The sequence below is a fragment of the Pseudomonadota bacterium genome, from assembly GCA_018823285.1.
Lineage (GTDB): Bacteria > Desulfobacterota > Desulfobulbia > Desulfobulbales > JAGXFP01 > JAHJIQ01.
In genome coordinates this window covers 39,387-54,246 of sequence record JAHJIQ010000003.1, presented here as the reverse complement: position 1 = coordinate 54,246, position 14,860 = coordinate 39,387, and the positions used below count along the sequence as shown (strand labels likewise).

Below are 14,860 nucleotides of genomic sequence, written 5' to 3'. Positions count from 1 at the left end.
GGCAGATTGCTTGCGTGCTCATCATGAATTCCGGTGGGAAAATAAATCGACCTGAAGGAGGGGTGGTTCAGCTATTTCTGAGCGGTTTGGCTCTTTCCCGGAGGAGCTGTTGTTCCCGATGGATCACGTATTTCGAGATCGCATCAACCACTTCAAGCTCTTCACGGAATGAGATGCCGAAATATATTCGTTTGGTAAACCCGTCGGTAAAAGATCTGACGATCATTCCTTCCTTGATCAGGGGCAGCTGCCGGGAGGAGCCGGAGCCGTTTTCTCCGGTGGGTACCCGGATCGTGATGTCGCGGAGTTTCACCTGGTCGTCGGGACAATGGCTTTCCGCGTCTGTTGAGATCAGCATCCCGCCGCCGCTTATATCGCTGACTATGGTGGAGCTGAACTGAATGTCCTGCTGCCGGAAAGAGGCTTTGCAGCCAACCGGTGGCGCCACCCGAAAATAGCGGCGTCTTTGCAGACGATGGATTTTTTCTGGGAGGGAGGTGTAGATGGTATCGTGGGTGGTGCAGATGACGCTGGTCCTGAAGAAATTCCATACTTTGCAACTGTCGCGGAAGTATACTTTGGCCGAGGAAATTGTTTCCTCCCAGTCAAGGGGTTTGCCGATCAGGAGATTTTTTGCATCGCGACCGGTTAAAACCGTTTCTCCTGATCGGTACAAACCCGAAACCATCGTCATGAAGAGACGATCATTACTGATTGAGTGCAGAGTTCTTTCAATGGTCGCGGGATGATCCGCCGAGGTAAATTTTTCGGGGCTGATCCGCCAGGGGCGGGTTGTTTCTGCACTGATCATAGAGGCTCCGAATGGTGTGAGACGTCATGAATTACAGAACGCCCATAACGTATTCTCCATAATCGGCAGGGAGGAGTCAATCACAAAACAAAAAAAGCCGCGGGAATGGCTGTCGCCACTCTCTCGGCTTTTCAGTCGGGTGATCGGGAGGGGATTTCTATCTTTGCCTGTCATTATCCTGTTGTTGCATAGAGATGAATTCTCTCAGCTTTTCCCGGACATCAGTGTTGTCTTCGAATGAGACGCCATGATACATCCACTCTGTTTCTGCATCCTTGAAGGACCTGACAATTCTTCCTTTGTGGATGATCGGCAGGACAAGGTGGCCGTCTTCATTAAGATTTTTAGTTGAAGGGTGGCGGGGCAGGGCGATGGCGATTTCGCTGATACTTGATTCATCCATGAGCTGGGACTCATTGTTGCATGTGCAGATCAGCATTCCGGCGGCGCTGATGTCCATGACCAGGCCGCTGCTGTGGAACTGATTTTCTTGCCAGAAAATAGCCCTGGTACCGGTCGGGGTGATGATCCGATTGTATTTGCGGCGCTGCAGCCGGTAGATGTTCTCCGGGTAGGTTGCACAAAGGGAGTACGGGCAGTCACTGATGATTCGGGTCTCAAAAAAATTCCAGACATTGAAGATGTCCTGAAAGTAAACCCTGAAGGAATTGATTGAAGTTTCGTCGAAGTCGAGAGGTTTGTCGATGGAGAGTGTTTCCAGGTCGCGTCTGATCAGGATCGTGTTGCCGTATCGATGTCCGGCCTCCGAGGTGAGGACCAGCAGAGTGTGTTCATTCTTGATGACGTTTATCGTCTTGTCGATGATCTTCTGATTGTCAATTCTGTTAAAATCCCTGATGTCGATGGACCATGGAGATCTGACCAGATCCTGGTCATAGATCGGGTCCCCCGACACCTTTTTTTCAAAGGTGCTGAAGCCTTGGTTCTGCATGTTCTTTTTGCCCCCAAAAAGAATTTGTGAATACCCTTGCCGCAGCATAGAAAGCATAAAACAATAGCACTTTGACCGAACGAGAATCTCCGGTCATTTTGTAAGCTGATGCAAGGCCATGATCAAGAAAATGAAATTATTCTAAAAAGAAATGGTCAACAGGCGCACAGTCCCCACTGCGCGGACATTTCTTTCCCCTGGATAATTTCAGGCCTCATATTAGCACAGGAAGCGCCGCGGACGCAATACTACTGTGAATTCCTGTTGTATAATTAATCTGTGCCGGCCGCTTAAGATCAAATGAACGCCGGTAAAAGTGTGCTCTCAAACCATTTGCGAGACTGGCGTTCGCAAAGGTTTGAGAGCACCCGGACAGGCATCCGTCTGCCAGGGTTGGAGACGGTCGACCATTCAGTATCCTCCGGATGGGGGAACAAACAGAGGATACCAGTTCACTGTTACTTCAGCGGCGGGTCTCAGGCAATACCTGAAAAACCCTTGTCCTGTACGGGGAAACCACAGGTTTCGCGATTGAAAGCAAACACCGGAGGGTATTCCTTTACCTGTTTCTGTAATAAGGGGATATAATGTCGGTAACGAACCAGTTCCAATTATTTCGGCTGTTTTGAAAAACAGCCGCAAAGTTTTTTTTGAATGGTTCGCGAATTCAGATGGAAAATCAGCTCTCGGGGGGATCGAGTTTTCGTTATTTCAATGTTATTAACGACTTCAACCTAGAGGGCTTGTGTATTGAGATTGATTTTTCCTTGCCGTACGAGCGCGTGATCCGTGCTTTAGAGCAGATCAGAGAGTGGCGTGGCAAGCTTAAGACAATCCGTTGTGACAATGGCCCTGAATACATCAGCAGCATGATAATTGAATGGGCTGCTAAACGGGAAATTCGCCTTGGACATATTCATCCCTGTAAACCGCAGCAAAACGTATATGTTGAACTCTACAACCTTACTGTCCGCTATGATTGTCTGGCTCAATACTTCTTGACTCAATCGAGGAAGTGCAAGAGTATGCGACACGGTGGCTTTGAACCTATAACAATGAATGGCCAAATTTGGCAATAGAGGGGATAACTCCCAGCCAAAAAATGGCTCAGGCAGCTTAGGAGCTACTTTTGACGCCCATTAAAAATGTGAGGATTACCATATGACCGCTTTTGAACTGAACGATGTCGAATGCCGGGTGCTGGGCGCCCTGATGGAAAAATCCATGACCACGCCGGAATACTATCCGCTGTCCCTGAATGGTCTTGCCAACGCCTGCAACCAGAAGTCCAATCGCAACCCGGTGCTTTCCCTCGATGAGAGTGTGGTGGTGAGAGGGCTGGACGAACTCAAGGAAAAACGTCTGGTGGTCCAGAGTGATGCGAGCAGAGTCCCGAAATATGAGGAGCTGCTGGTCAAGTCCAAAAACCTGGTCGCCCGTGAGGCGGCAATCATCTGTTTACTGTTGCTGCGAGGGCCTCAGACCTCCGGTGAACTCCGGGGCCGGTCTGAGCGCATGCACAAATTTGAAACTCTGGAGGAGGTAAACGAAACGCTCGATGCCCTCGCAGATCTGGGGATGGTTGTGAAACTTCCACGGCAGCCGGGGCGTAAGGAGGCGCGATTCTGCCATCTTCTGGCGGGGGATCCGGATCTGGAAGCATTTGAATCCGCAGCAGCTCCCGAGCAGGCAACGATCCAGGTCAGGGCGGAAAATGAGCGGATAAAAAAGCTTGAAGAGGAAGTGGAGGAATTGAAGGATGAGATGGCCAGGTTAGCCGGGGCTTTTTCCGATTTCAAGGCCCAGTTTGAATGAGACGACTCTTTTCAAGGCGCTTCTCTTTATGGGAAGAACAGCATCAGACCGGTCGGACAGAACACCGACCGGTCTGATGATTTTCCTGAACTTTCACCCTTCGGGTATAAGTCTCGTACGAGCAGACAAGCTGCTCAACTCGGCTTTAATTTACAGTAAAACCTACAGAGGAAAGAACGGCTCCTGACGGATCCTGGATTTCCACCCGCCATGCTCCGGTCCGGCCACCAAGTTTTTTGCTGGAATACGTTCTCCATCGCCCACCCTGTCTGATCGGCAGGGTGATTCTGGCGGTTTCGTCACCTTCGTGCAGCCAGACGAAGCTCAGCTCAACATCGGCACTGATATCGTTGGCTTCCATGAAGGCATACACCGTTCCGGTGTCGACACTGAAAGATTCGGCCGCACCGACAGGTTCCCGGTCAGCGATTCCGGTGCAGGTGACCAGACGGCTGATCGACATACTGGCTTCATCCTGGGCAAAGGCTGTGGTTGCGACCAGAAGGGAAAGTGAAAGCAACATCAATACCTGAAAAGCTTTTCTCGGACTCATTTTTTAATACCTCCTGAATGATATTTTTGTCAGATGAACAGATTGATTCAAATAGTTTATACCGGTACCCGGTTGCCGTTTATTATACTCAATAAACGGAGCATGTCGATTCTCTTATTTCTACCGGTGTTTTGTCAAGAGTTTTTGTCAGGCCTATGGATAAATGAATATTAGTAAATAGTAATTATTTTCACCTTGACTTTGGAAGGAGTGGGGATCTAGAATTCCATGATGAAGTAATGATCTGGCCGTAGGTATTCCGACGGTGAAAGTTTCAGAAGGTTTTCACGGAGATCGCCATGAATAGAAAAATGTTTGGGGTTACCCTTTTGTTCGTCCTGTTGATTCTCTCTGCCTGTGCGGTGCGGCGCCCGCTTTTTTCACCGCATCGTGGAGCAACCAGGGATCATATTGAAGCCAAAACAATCGAGGATTGTCTCGTCTGTCATCGTGAAAACATGCCACACGATCCGGGCCGGGGAGACTGTCTGCGATGTCACAGATTATTGAGAGGAGACCAGCCATGAAAAAATTATTGATAACCTTGCCCCTGCTGTTTCTTGTTGTGTCCTGCGGTCCCATCATCGGCCAGATGATGAGACTTTCCGAGGGGGTGAAGAGTTTCAGGGTTGTTGAAGGTGATCTCGGCATCCTGAAACAGGAAAGAAAGATTCTTGTGGTAGGTCCTTTCGCCAAAGCGCCCGGCGCATATTATATCGCCAGGGGAGATGAGGCGGCGGCCTTCGCTCAGGAACTGAACAATAACCCTCCTCTCAGAGCCGACATCTACATGGGGGGCAGATATGGGGACCTTGAAGCGACAGCTTCCGCCGTCAGGGCGATGGGTGGTTCCAGGATGCAGAGTGAGCTGGGGATTTCTTTTGCACCGGACCTGATCATGACCGGGACCATTCTTGAGCGGGAGACCATTGTGGCGCCAACCAGGGGGATCATCATGCAGGTCGGATACCGCCTGGAGTTTTTTGATCCGGCAAGCAAGCAGAAGACCGTCGTCGAAATTGTGGTGAAAGACCATTTTAAGGACTGCGTGAAGACGGTGGTCGGTGAACTGCTTGGCACGACTGCAGGGTAATCTTCGTTATTCCTGGTCAGAATACTGATGATCCGGGCCTTCTCTGATCAGCTTCAGCTGGTCCTGAAGGTCCCGGATTTCTTTTTTCCAGTAGGATTGGGTGCCCCAGTCATGGGTTGGCGGGCCGGCGCCGTCTTCAGCCTGGTGCGCGCACCAGGCGATGAAGTGGATGTAACGCATGGCCCGCAGGGGCTCGATCAGTTGCAGTTCCCGGCGGTCAAATGGCCGGAACGTCTCGTATCCTTCCAGAAAGAGATCAATTTCATACAGACAATGGTTCGGGTGATCGGGCAGCAGCATCCACAGGTCCTGCACCGTCGGGCCGAGGGCCATGTCGTCAAAGTCGATCAGGAAGAATGATTCCCCGGGCCGCTGGATAATGTTTGCGGAATGGCAGTCACCATGGATTCTGATTGATTTTACATGTTTGAACAAGGGTGCTATTTCACGAATCAGTTCATTGGCGGTGTCGGTAAAAAGAGCAAGGGATTCGGCGGGGATGAAATTTCCTTTTGTCAGAAAAGTCAAATGCGCTCTGGTCGAACTTTCCGGGTGGAGCGTGATCCTTTCCCTTGAAGCATGGATTTCTCCCACCAGATGGGTTCTTGCCATTAAACGGCCGAGTTCAAGCCATTGCTCCTCATTGTATTCATCTACCAGTCTGCCGCCTTTACGCTCGAATATCGAAAAATTCACCCCGGAGAAGCTGCCGAGGGTGTTCCCGTGTCGCAAGACCAGAGGAGGGATGACCGGTATGTCATGGTCGATGAGTTCCCGCATGAATTCATGTTCGTCCAGCAGGGCCTGTTCAGACCAGCGGTCAGGTCGGTAAAACTTGATGATCAACCCTTTTCGGTCACGGGTTTCAAGTTCGTATACCCGATTGATATAACTGTTCAGGGGACGGCAGATGCCGCTGCATTTGACCCCGAGGGATTCCTCAGCGAGATCAAGGATGGTGTCGGGATTCAGGTTGCTGAATATCTTTGTTTGCGTCTCTTTCATAATGGTTATGAGCTGAGACTAATAACTTGTCGTATCAAAAAGCAAATTAATTTATATTTATTAACAGTTGCGGCTTGCGTTCTTTGTCTCAGGATGCCGGGAGTGAAAAGTAGAAATGAAATCACCTGCGTCAGGATGTGAATACTTTCGCTTCCGGGTGTTTACTGCTGACTTCTGATACCCAACGGCACAAAGTCCCATATTGTTTGCTTTCCTTGGCGGATCAATTCATTGCAGGTGGAACAGAATATTCATATGACGGGGAATCTTTTTCAGAATCTCTTCCGGGCGATTCGGGGTCGGAGGCATTTTGCTGCCAAGGCTGTTATCCCGGTGATCATGGCGGCGAGCCTGCTTGCCGGTTGCTATGAGAAGGCAACTGATCTTGCCACGGGTGAACATGGCAAGGGGGACCTGATAATCAGCGCCGGAGAGCATAAAACACGGGTTCTTGACGGCAGGAGCAAAAACCGTTCTCCGGATTTTCCCAAAGAGTATGTGGTCATCGGTTCGGATCGCTATGAAGTTGGCGAGCCCTGGCTGGGGCACCGGATCGTTGTTGAACAGAACCCCCGGAATCTTGAACTTGTAATGTTGCCCAGGAAGTATGGTGAAGAGGAGCGAGAGATCTATGTGACCCGTGAAACCAGGGATGCCTTTGTCAAGATGGCGGAAGCGGCTTTACAGGACGGGGTTATTCTGAAAGTTGATTCAGGGTACCGGAGTTTTTCCTACCAGGAACAGATCTATAAAAAGAAACTGGTTGAAGGGCAGACTTTTCACGATATTTCACGCTGGGTTGCTCCGCCCGGATATTCCGAACATATACTCGGGACAACTTTGGACCTCACCCCCAGTAACTGGACATTTTCTAAAACGGCGGCGGAAAAATGGCTGCTGAAAAACGGCGGAAGATTTTCGTTCAGGCAGAGTTATCCCCGGATTTCCAGGAAAGGGTTCGCCTGGGAACCCTGGCACTGGAAATACAGCGAACAAGGGTAAAGCTTAAGTTGAGCAGCTTGTCTGCTCATACGAAACTTATACCCGAAGGGTGTAAGAGAGGCTTCTTTTTCTGAAGATGATTATCTGGCGGCAAGTTTTACTTCAATGGTATTTGCCTGCAGACCGGTCACCCTGAGCTTCGGCTCTTTCAACCCGCTGATTCCATCGGCGAGATCATTGATGCTGCCCTGGAAACTGACTTCCAGAACGGCAGAGCCACCCTGGAAGCTTCTGGTCTGGATCTGCCCCATGCCCCTCAGTTCGCGTAACCCCTCGCTGATGGCGTTCAGATCGGTGTAGCTTATTGAGGCAAGATTGATCTGAAAAGTTGCGGATTGATAGACATCCTTGCTCCACTGCTCAAGGATTGCAGTAACCATCTCCTGGGCAAGTTTTCCGGTTGTTTCCTCAAGAGGCTGCAGGGAGGCGGCTCCGGAAGCGGGAAGTGAGTCGTAACCTGAATAGAGAATCTTGGCGGTGTCAGTCTCCAGGGCTTTCAGGCGGATCTCATTGGTGAAGAAACGCATGCTCCGGCCCAGGACCTTTCTTTCATCAACAAATGAGCGGCGCACATCCGCCTCGATAAGGATTTCCGCTCCGAAATCTTTCGCGAGGCTTGCGGCCTGAGATGGATTGTCGGCCAGCAACAATGATGAGAGTTGTTTTTTGCGGCTGGTCTGGGACGCATCCACCAGTCTGAAACCTTTCTGGAGAAGGATTTTTTCCAGCTGGTTTTCCGAACTCCGGTTGCCTTCAAGCTCGACCCCGAGAAAAGAGCTGTTCGTCTCCCGGCTGTGGACCAGGACCATCACCCTCGGGTTCTGTTTTTTGCGGAGGATGATCCCGATCGCTTCAAGTTCTTTGGCCAGTTCGGCCATCTTCACCAGGGCTTTGATTTTAACTTCGTAGATTCCGTCTTCCTTCTTCTCGTTCAGTATCTCGTATTTCTGCACAAAACCGCGGCTTTCCGAATATATCCGGTCTTCGATGAGCATCATCTGCTGGACCAGGGTCTCCGATGAAACGTAGGTTCCGACCCCCTGTTCGACCGCTTTTCGCAACGCGTCATTGATCGCGGCATCGCGAGCCTTTGCGGGTTCACCTCCGCCAAGGCCGGTGGCGACAACCTCTTTGGCGCTGTCCTCGGCATGAGCAGGAAGCGGGATTGCGAAAACAATAAAGAAGAGAGCGGTAGCGATGCTGAACAGGGTCCGGAGGTTGTTCATGGGCGGATAACCTTTTCTGGGAGTGGTTGATCCTGCACGGCCCTTCATGACGAAGGTCCGTGCAGGGGGCGAAATTGGAATTGAAGGAAAGATCAGATGTCCGCCTGCTGGACCGACATGCCTTTGGCGATCGCGGTCCCCGAAACTATCTTGCAGATTGAAAGTTTGTCTTTCACGCTGATCACTTCGATCATTCCGGCAGTCTCCATGCTTTCGTCAAGAACTTCGCCGGTATCGGGGTCGCGGAGGGTGGTTGTTTCGCCGACTTTGAATTTCTGGCCGAGGGTGACACCTTCCCTCTCGCCCCGGTTGACGTATACCTTTCCGCCTTTGACCATGACTACAGAGCCGCTCCAGGGAATTCCTTCCAGCTGAGAGATCAGAAAACGTACACCCTCATCGACAGCCTGCTCAACCGCTTTGCCGGCATTGGTTTTCTTGAATCCGCCAAGGTTTCCCGACCATCCGTCATGGGATAATCCGACGGTCAGCCCTTTTTTCGAGACGCTGCCGACACATTTTCTGGAAGCGACTACCTGGCCGGTTGATGAGTCAACAATGTACAGCATGACGTTAATTTCAGCGGTGCTGATCTGGCCCCCGAGGGTGATTCCGGCATAACCGATTCCGCCTCCCGTGCCGCCGGTTTCCTCGGCAAAATGGGTAATTGCTCCTTTGATCAGAAGCTGGCCGGGGGTCATCTGACCGGTAACGACTTTTTTGCCGCCGCCGGCAGCCCTGCCGCTTGCGGCGAAATCCTGCTCTTCCATAGCTTCCTGGCGCATGTCTTTTTCACCGAGAACGATGAAGCGGTTCGTCTGGTTGAGCGAGTCGGTCAGGACTGCTCCCCAGGCAGAGCCGAGATCCCATTGGCCGGACCAGTTGGACTGGTTCTCAAATTTGGAAACGGCAATGGAATAGCGAAGACCCTTATACTCGGGATAGGCTTGGGCTGTAGTCGTTTCCTGACTGGCCGCATTGGTGATCTGGCAACCGTAAAGGGCAAGCAGGGAGATGAAAAACAGGGAGAGTATGGTGTTCTTTTTCATTTTCGGCCTCGTGAAGAAAGATTTTCCGGAAAAATGGATGGGTTGATTTGTCCTTATTCGCCTCAGATTAGATAAAAAAATCGGCTTTTGTCAATTTTTTACTGCATTTTAAAATATACGATTCACGACTGGTTTTGTTCAGCTATATATAGTAATGTTCTTGCCGTACCTAATTCAAATGATTAACAATTTTGATTGAGCGCTGTTTTTTCACAGGTGGATTCGGGGAAGTGGAGACAGGGGAAAGAGAGCTATGGGGAAAATTATCGTGAGTCTGCGCCTTTTATTCCGGGGAATGTTTTTTTTGTTGCTGCTTTCTGTTTTTGCCGTCGACCTCTCGGCGGCTGAAGACCATTTCCAGCAGAACGTGATCACCGGTCATCAGGGGGAAGTCCTCTCGGTTGCTTTTTCACCGGACGGCAAACTGCTTGCTTCGGGAGGATTGGACGGCAAGTTGCTGGTCTGGGATGCGGACTCGGGCAAGAAACTTCACGACCTTGGCGATAACCTGGAAGTAACGGCAGTGGTGTTTGCCCCCGATGGCCAGCGATTGACCTGTGCCGCACGGACCAAGGACAAGAACTACGTTCTGCAGATTTGGGATTTCAGCAGGGAAAAACTTCGGGAAACCATGGAAGGGCATACCCAGCAGATTAACTCCATCGCCTATTCCGCAGATGGCAAAACGATCGTCTCCGGCAGTGGTGACAATGCGGTGCGCACCTGGAAAGCCTCGAACGGACGGGAGATGGCCACCTATCAGGAAGGAAAGAGCGATATTCTGGGAGTGAGCTGGTCCCCGGACAGTAATTTCATAGCAAGCTCCGACAACTGGGATGCGAATATCCGGATCTGGGATGCCCAGAAGGATGCACTGGTCAAAAATCTTAAAGGGCACAGCGACTGGGTTTATGCTGTTGTCTACTCTCCGGACGGGAGCACCCTGATCTCGGCAAGCAAGGATGGTTCAGTCAGATTCTGGGATGTTGAAGCAGGAACCGAGCAGAACAACCTTCGGGAATGGTGGTGGGGTGAGGTCCATGACCTGGATCTGAATAAAGATGGAACATATCTTGCGGGCGCTACTGAAAAAGGCGGCGTCGTTCTCTGGTATGCCGACAGCGGCAAGGTCCTTTATGCTCTGGCTGGTCATCAAGGGACCGTAAATTCTGTAAAATTTTCGGATGACGGCAGGAGGCTTGTTTCAGGGGGCAAAGATGGTTCGATCATCCTCTGGAGGATGCCGGCACTGGGAGGGAGTGCGGCAGATTTCTCCAGGCTTGCCGAGGCGCATGAAAAAGGATCCGAAAAGATTCCCGAAGATCAGGAAGAGGCTCTTAAGTGGTACAGCAAGGGTGCTGCGCTGGGAGATATGGAATCAATGGTTCGGATCGGCACGATGCTTTCCGGCGGCAAGGGGCTGTCCAAGGATCTGAAAGGGGCCGCCGGCTGGTTTGAAAAAGCGGCTGAAAAGGGGCATCCTGACGCGCAGTACATGCTTGGTAAAATGTATGCCTTTGGCGAGGGGGTTGAACAGGACCAGGGGAAAGCCGCCCAATGGTGGACAAAAGCCGCCGATCAGGGACACGCGCTTGCCAGGAAAAAACTGGATATGAAGTTTGCCGCCATCGACAGCGAAACCCTTGATAAAGATTCCGTGAAGTGGCTTGCCAACGCTGCTGAAAATGGTGATTTGAAGGCGCAGTTCAACCTGGGCGTACTCTACCGGGATGGTGGTGGGGAGATTGAAAAAAGTGCCACCAAAGCGGTCAAGTGGTTTCGCAAGGCGGCCAACCAGGGGCATCTGGAAGCCCAATACAACCTGGCGGAAAGTTATGAGACGGGGATGGGGTCGCCCAAATCGGCAAAAAGCGCAATGAAATGGTACCGGCAGGCGGCTGAGGGAGGACATCTGGAGTCGCAGTTCAAATATGGCGAAGGTCTGGCGAAGGGCGACGGTGTTGATCAGTCCGACACCGAGGCTGTTGTCTGGTTCAGGAAGGCCGCCGAGCAGGGGCATGTGGATTCTCAGTTCATGCTGGGGAACATGTACCGGCTGGGTAAGGGAGTTGCCAAAAGTGATGCCGAGGCTGTGAAATGGTTCCAAATGGCTGCCGAGAAAGGCGATCAGCGGGTCATGTATGAGCTTGGTCTGATGTATACCCTTGGCAAAGGGGTCGGCAAAGATCCTGCCCAGGCGGCAAAATGGTATCTGGCCGCCGCCCAGCAGGGTGATGCCCGGGCACAGTTCAATATCGGTCTGATGTACAGTCTGGGGGAAGCAGTCAAGAAGGATGCCGGGAGAGCGGCAAAGTGGTTCGGCAAGGCTGCCGAACAGGGGAATGCCAAGGCTCAGTACCAGTATGGGCTCAGTCTTTCTACCGGCAGCGGCATCAAGAAAAACCAGGGTGAAGCGGTGAAGTGGTTCCGCGCCGCTGCTGAACAGGACCACCCCGGTGCACAGTACAGTCTCGGGGAAAGTTATGCCTCCGGAAAAGGTGTCAAACAGTCTGATCAGGAGGCGGTGAAGTGGTTCAGTCAGTCTGCCCAGAAAGGAAATGCTGCCGCCCAGCTTAAACTCGGGTTGATGTATGACCTGGGTAAATATGTGAAGGAAAACCGTACTGAAGCTGTCAAATGGTACAAGATGGCGGCTGAACAGGGGGATGCTGAGGCCCAGTATAATCTGGGGCGCAGTTATGCGACAGGGTCGGGAGTGAAAAGCAACAGCTCCCAGGCTGCCGAATGGTATGCAAAGGCCGCTGAGCAGGGTCATGTTACCGCCCAGTACAATCTTGGACTTGCCTATGCAAATGGTGAGGGAGTTAAAAAATCGGACAGGACGGCCGCTGAATGGATTATGAAGGCAGCTGAAAAAGGTGACCTTGAGGCGCAATATCGCCTCGGAGTATTTTATTGTACCGGAACCGGCGTCGACCAGGATTATATGAAAGCGGTTGAATGGTGGAACCGGTCGGCTCAAAAGGGGGATTCGCGGGCGGCTTTCTTTCTGGGATATATGTACGAAACCGGTTCCGGGGTCAAAAGAAGTGTCGACCAGGCCAGAAAACTCTATGCTACCGCAGCCAAGAAAGGCAATGTGTTTGCCCGACAGACCATCAGGGAACTGGCTGATTAAATGTTAATTTCAGGAATTGTCTGAGCGGTCGCAAATGAGCGGCCTTCACATAGTATGTGGTGGCAGACAACTGGAGTCGTTGTCTGTTTTTATTTGTTGGGGTTTGGGAAGAATACGGAAGTAAAAGGGCGGTAAAGTTCAAATCAACCGGCAATTCGGTTCAATTCGGGCATCGCAATCTCGCGGGAACGATAAATATTTATATGGAGAAGAACGTGAAAAAAAGAATAATCCTTGCAAGTATACTGATGATCATACCTGTGATGAGCGGTTGTGGCCAGCAGGCGGATAAAAGCGAAAAGAATATTGAGCTCAAGAGTTTTGACGACAAGGTCAGCTATGTTCTCGGTCTCGATATCGGAACATCTCTTCGGGAAACCGGGACCAAGATTGATCTTGCCACTTTCTACCGGGGAATCGAAGACAGTCTCAACGAGAAGAAGATCCTTATGGAAGAAGCTGATATTGAATCGACCAAAAGAGATTTTTCCAAAAAGATCCAGCAGGAATATGAAGCGAAAATGAAAGGGCTTGCCGATAAGAACCTCGAAGAGGGCAAGGCTTTCTTTGCCGCCAATAAGGACAAGGAAGGTGTGGTTGTCACCGAAAGCGGTCTCCAGTACAAGGTCCTGGTGAAAGGTGATGGGGCGACTCCCAAGGCCACGGATCAGGTTAAAGTTCATTATCGTGGCAAGCTGCTGAACGGCAAGGAGTTTGACAGTTCCTACAAGAGGGATCAGCCGGCAGCTTTCAGGGTCAATGGTGTCATCAGAGGCTGGACCGAGGTTCTGCAGTTGATGCCGGTCGGCAGTAAGTACGAGGTGTATATCCCCTCCGATCTTGCCTATGGTGATCGTGAAGTCGGGCCGGATATCGGTCCGAACGCAGCGCTGGTTTTTGAGGTGGAGCTTCTCGGGATAGAGTAAAATCCGCTCAGTTTCGGAAAAATTTTATCGCGGTAGATTTTCTGACATGGCAGCGGTGCTTACCAGAAGGATATTTCATTTTTTTGTGCCGGGCGGCCTGCTGCTGGCCGCCTGTATCATTTTTAATGGCAATGAGGGCATGCTCCACTGGCGGCCGGTGGTTGCCAGGGGCATGCTCCTCGCGGTTCCTGCTGCAGCGTTGATTATCGGGTGGCGGTTTAATCGATTCAACCCCGTTCTGGCCGTACTTGCCCTTGTTCTTTCGGAACTGGCCATCTATGAGTTTGTGCGGGGAACTGATGTTGATCTGCCGCTGGCTTCGGTTGTCCATGGCTCCGTATCGGTGCTTCTGCCGGTGAATCTTGTTTTCCTGGCCTGGTCAGGGGAGCGGGGGATATTTAATTCCAGCGGTTTTTTCAAAACGGCAACCCTTGTCAGCCAGCCGTTTCTTGTTGCCTGGATTTACAGCTCTTATCCGCTGTTGACGGAAAATCTTGCAAAAAATATTATCCCGTTTGCGCTTCCTGTCCCGATCAATATTCCGGATTTCGGGGTTCTTGCCTATGGGTTTTCCCTGCTGGCTCTATTTATTCATCTGGCCAGGAAACGGGGGGCGGTCGAGACCGGATTTGTCTGGGCGCTGGCGGCCAGTTATTTTGCCCTGTCTGTGTACTCGGGGCTTCTCTCAACGATCTGTTTTGCCTTTGGTGGTTTGATTCTGGCGGTTTCCATAATCGAGGCCGCATACTCCATGGCCTACCGTGACGAATTGACCGGTCTTGCGGCGAGAAGATCATTGAATGAACTCTTCCTCAGGCTGACCGGGCGATACACGGTGGCGATGCTTGATATTGATCATTTCAAAAAATTCAACGACACCTATGGCCATGATGTGGGTGATCAGGTCTTAAGGATGGTCGCGGCTCGAATATCCCGCGTCCGGGGGGGCGGTAAGCCCTTCAGGTATGGCGGTGAAGAGTTCACAGTCGTATTCCCCGGCAAGGGTAAAGAGGATGTGCTGGAACATCTGGAGGCATTGCGGCAGTCTATAGAAGACAGTGATTTTTATGTCAGGGATTATAAACGGCCCAGGAAAAAGGGCGATAAAAGAGCCGCCAAAGGCAGGAACCCGGATAAAAAAGTTGGCGTGACCGTGAGCATCGGTGTCGCTTCACGCGATGACGGAAAAATGACCGCAGAGCAGTTGGTGAAAGCGGCGGATCAGGCTCTGTATCGTGCAAAGGGCAAAGGGCGGAACTGCCTGGTGAGTTGAGTGAACAGATAACGGT

The 14,860-nt window shown here is 51.3% G+C and carries 13 protein-coding genes; 7 read left to right on the top strand and 6 right to left on the bottom strand.

Translation table 11 applies throughout. The features are described 5' to 3' along the window. Nucleotides 1–67: 67 nt before the first annotated feature. A complete protein-coding gene (locus KKG35_00870) occupies nt 68–811 on the bottom strand; it encodes a PilZ domain-containing protein (protein ID MBU1736670.1) in 744 nt (247 codons plus the stop codon). Nucleotides 812–968: 157 nt separating this feature from the next. Next, the gene (locus KKG35_00865) at nt 969–1,763 is read right to left on the bottom strand and encodes a hypothetical protein (protein MBU1736669.1); all 795 of its coding nucleotides are present in this window, start codon (nt 1,761–1,763) and stop codon (nt 969–971) included. A 671-nt stretch (nt 1,764–2,434) separates the two neighbouring features. On the opposite strand from KKG35_00865, the gene KKG35_00860 reads away from it, so the two are divergent. Beyond that, nucleotides 2,435–2,842 carry a DDE-type integrase/transposase/recombinase gene (locus KKG35_00860; GenBank protein ID MBU1736668.1) on the top strand — a complete coding sequence of 136 codons (408 nt, stop codon included), beginning with the start codon at nt 2,435–2,437 and terminating at the stop codon, nt 2,840–2,842. 82 nt (nt 2,843–2,924) lie between these two features. Further along, nucleotides 2,925–3,578, top strand: a complete 654-nt coding sequence (locus tag KKG35_00855; GenBank protein MBU1736667.1) for a YceH family protein — start codon at nt 2,925–2,927, stop codon at nt 3,576–3,578. 145 nt (nt 3,579–3,723) lie between these two features. Here the strand turns inward: KKG35_00855 and KKG35_00850 are convergent, their stop codons facing one another. Further along, entirely contained in the window at nt 3,724–4,131 is a 408-nt protein-coding gene (locus tag KKG35_00850) for a DUF2914 domain-containing protein (protein MBU1736666.1), read from the bottom strand. A 523-nt stretch (nt 4,132–4,654) separates the two neighbouring features. On the opposite strand from KKG35_00850, the gene KKG35_00845 reads away from it, so the two are divergent. After that, nucleotides 4,655–5,224, top strand: a complete 570-nt coding sequence (locus KKG35_00845; protein ID MBU1736665.1) for a hypothetical protein — start codon at nt 4,655–4,657, stop codon at nt 5,222–5,224. Nucleotides 5,225–5,230: 6 nt separating this feature from the next. On the opposite strand, the gene KKG35_00840 is transcribed toward KKG35_00845, so the two are convergent. Next, the gene (locus tag KKG35_00840) at nt 5,231–6,229 is read right to left on the bottom strand and encodes a serine/threonine protein kinase (GenBank protein MBU1736664.1); all 999 of its coding nucleotides are present in this window, start codon (nt 6,227–6,229) and stop codon (nt 5,231–5,233) included. 255 nt (nt 6,230–6,484) lie between these two features. Here KKG35_00840 and KKG35_00835 point away from each other — a divergent pair, with 255 nt between their 5' ends. Continuing rightward, nucleotides 6,485–7,231, top strand: coding sequence for a D-alanyl-D-alanine carboxypeptidase family protein (locus KKG35_00835; GenBank protein MBU1736663.1), 747 nt, complete (start codon nt 6,485–6,487; stop codon nt 7,229–7,231). Nucleotides 7,232–7,311: 80 nt separating this feature from the next. On the opposite strand, the gene KKG35_00830 is transcribed toward KKG35_00835, so the two are convergent. Continuing rightward, nucleotides 7,312–8,505, bottom strand: coding sequence for a hypothetical protein (locus KKG35_00830; protein ID MBU1736662.1), 1,194 nt, complete (start codon nt 8,503–8,505; stop codon nt 7,312–7,314). A gap of 44 nt (nt 8,506–8,549) precedes the next feature. After that, on the bottom strand, nt 8,550–9,506 hold the full coding sequence (locus tag KKG35_00825) for a hypothetical protein (GenBank protein MBU1736661.1): 957 nt from the start codon (nt 9,504–9,506) through the stop codon (nt 8,550–8,552). Nucleotides 9,507–9,759: 253 nt separating this feature from the next. Here KKG35_00825 and KKG35_00820 point away from each other — a divergent pair, with 253 nt between their 5' ends. From KKG35_00820 to KKG35_00810, 3 genes are all read left to right on the top strand, one after another. Next, nucleotides 9,760–12,645 (top strand): SEL1-like repeat protein, encoded by a 2,886-nt coding sequence (locus KKG35_00820; protein MBU1736660.1) that lies wholly within the window; start codon nt 9,760–9,762, stop codon nt 12,643–12,645. 215 nt (nt 12,646–12,860) lie between these two features. Then, entirely contained in the window at nt 12,861–13,571 is a 711-nt protein-coding gene (locus KKG35_00815) for an FKBP-type peptidyl-prolyl cis-trans isomerase (GenBank protein ID MBU1736659.1), read from the top strand. A gap of 46 nt (nt 13,572–13,617) precedes the next feature. Then, complete coding sequence (locus KKG35_00810) at nt 13,618–14,844, top strand: GGDEF domain-containing protein (GenBank protein MBU1736658.1); 1,227 nt, start codon at nt 13,618–13,620, stop codon at nt 14,842–14,844. Nucleotides 14,845–14,860: the final 16 nt, after the last annotated feature.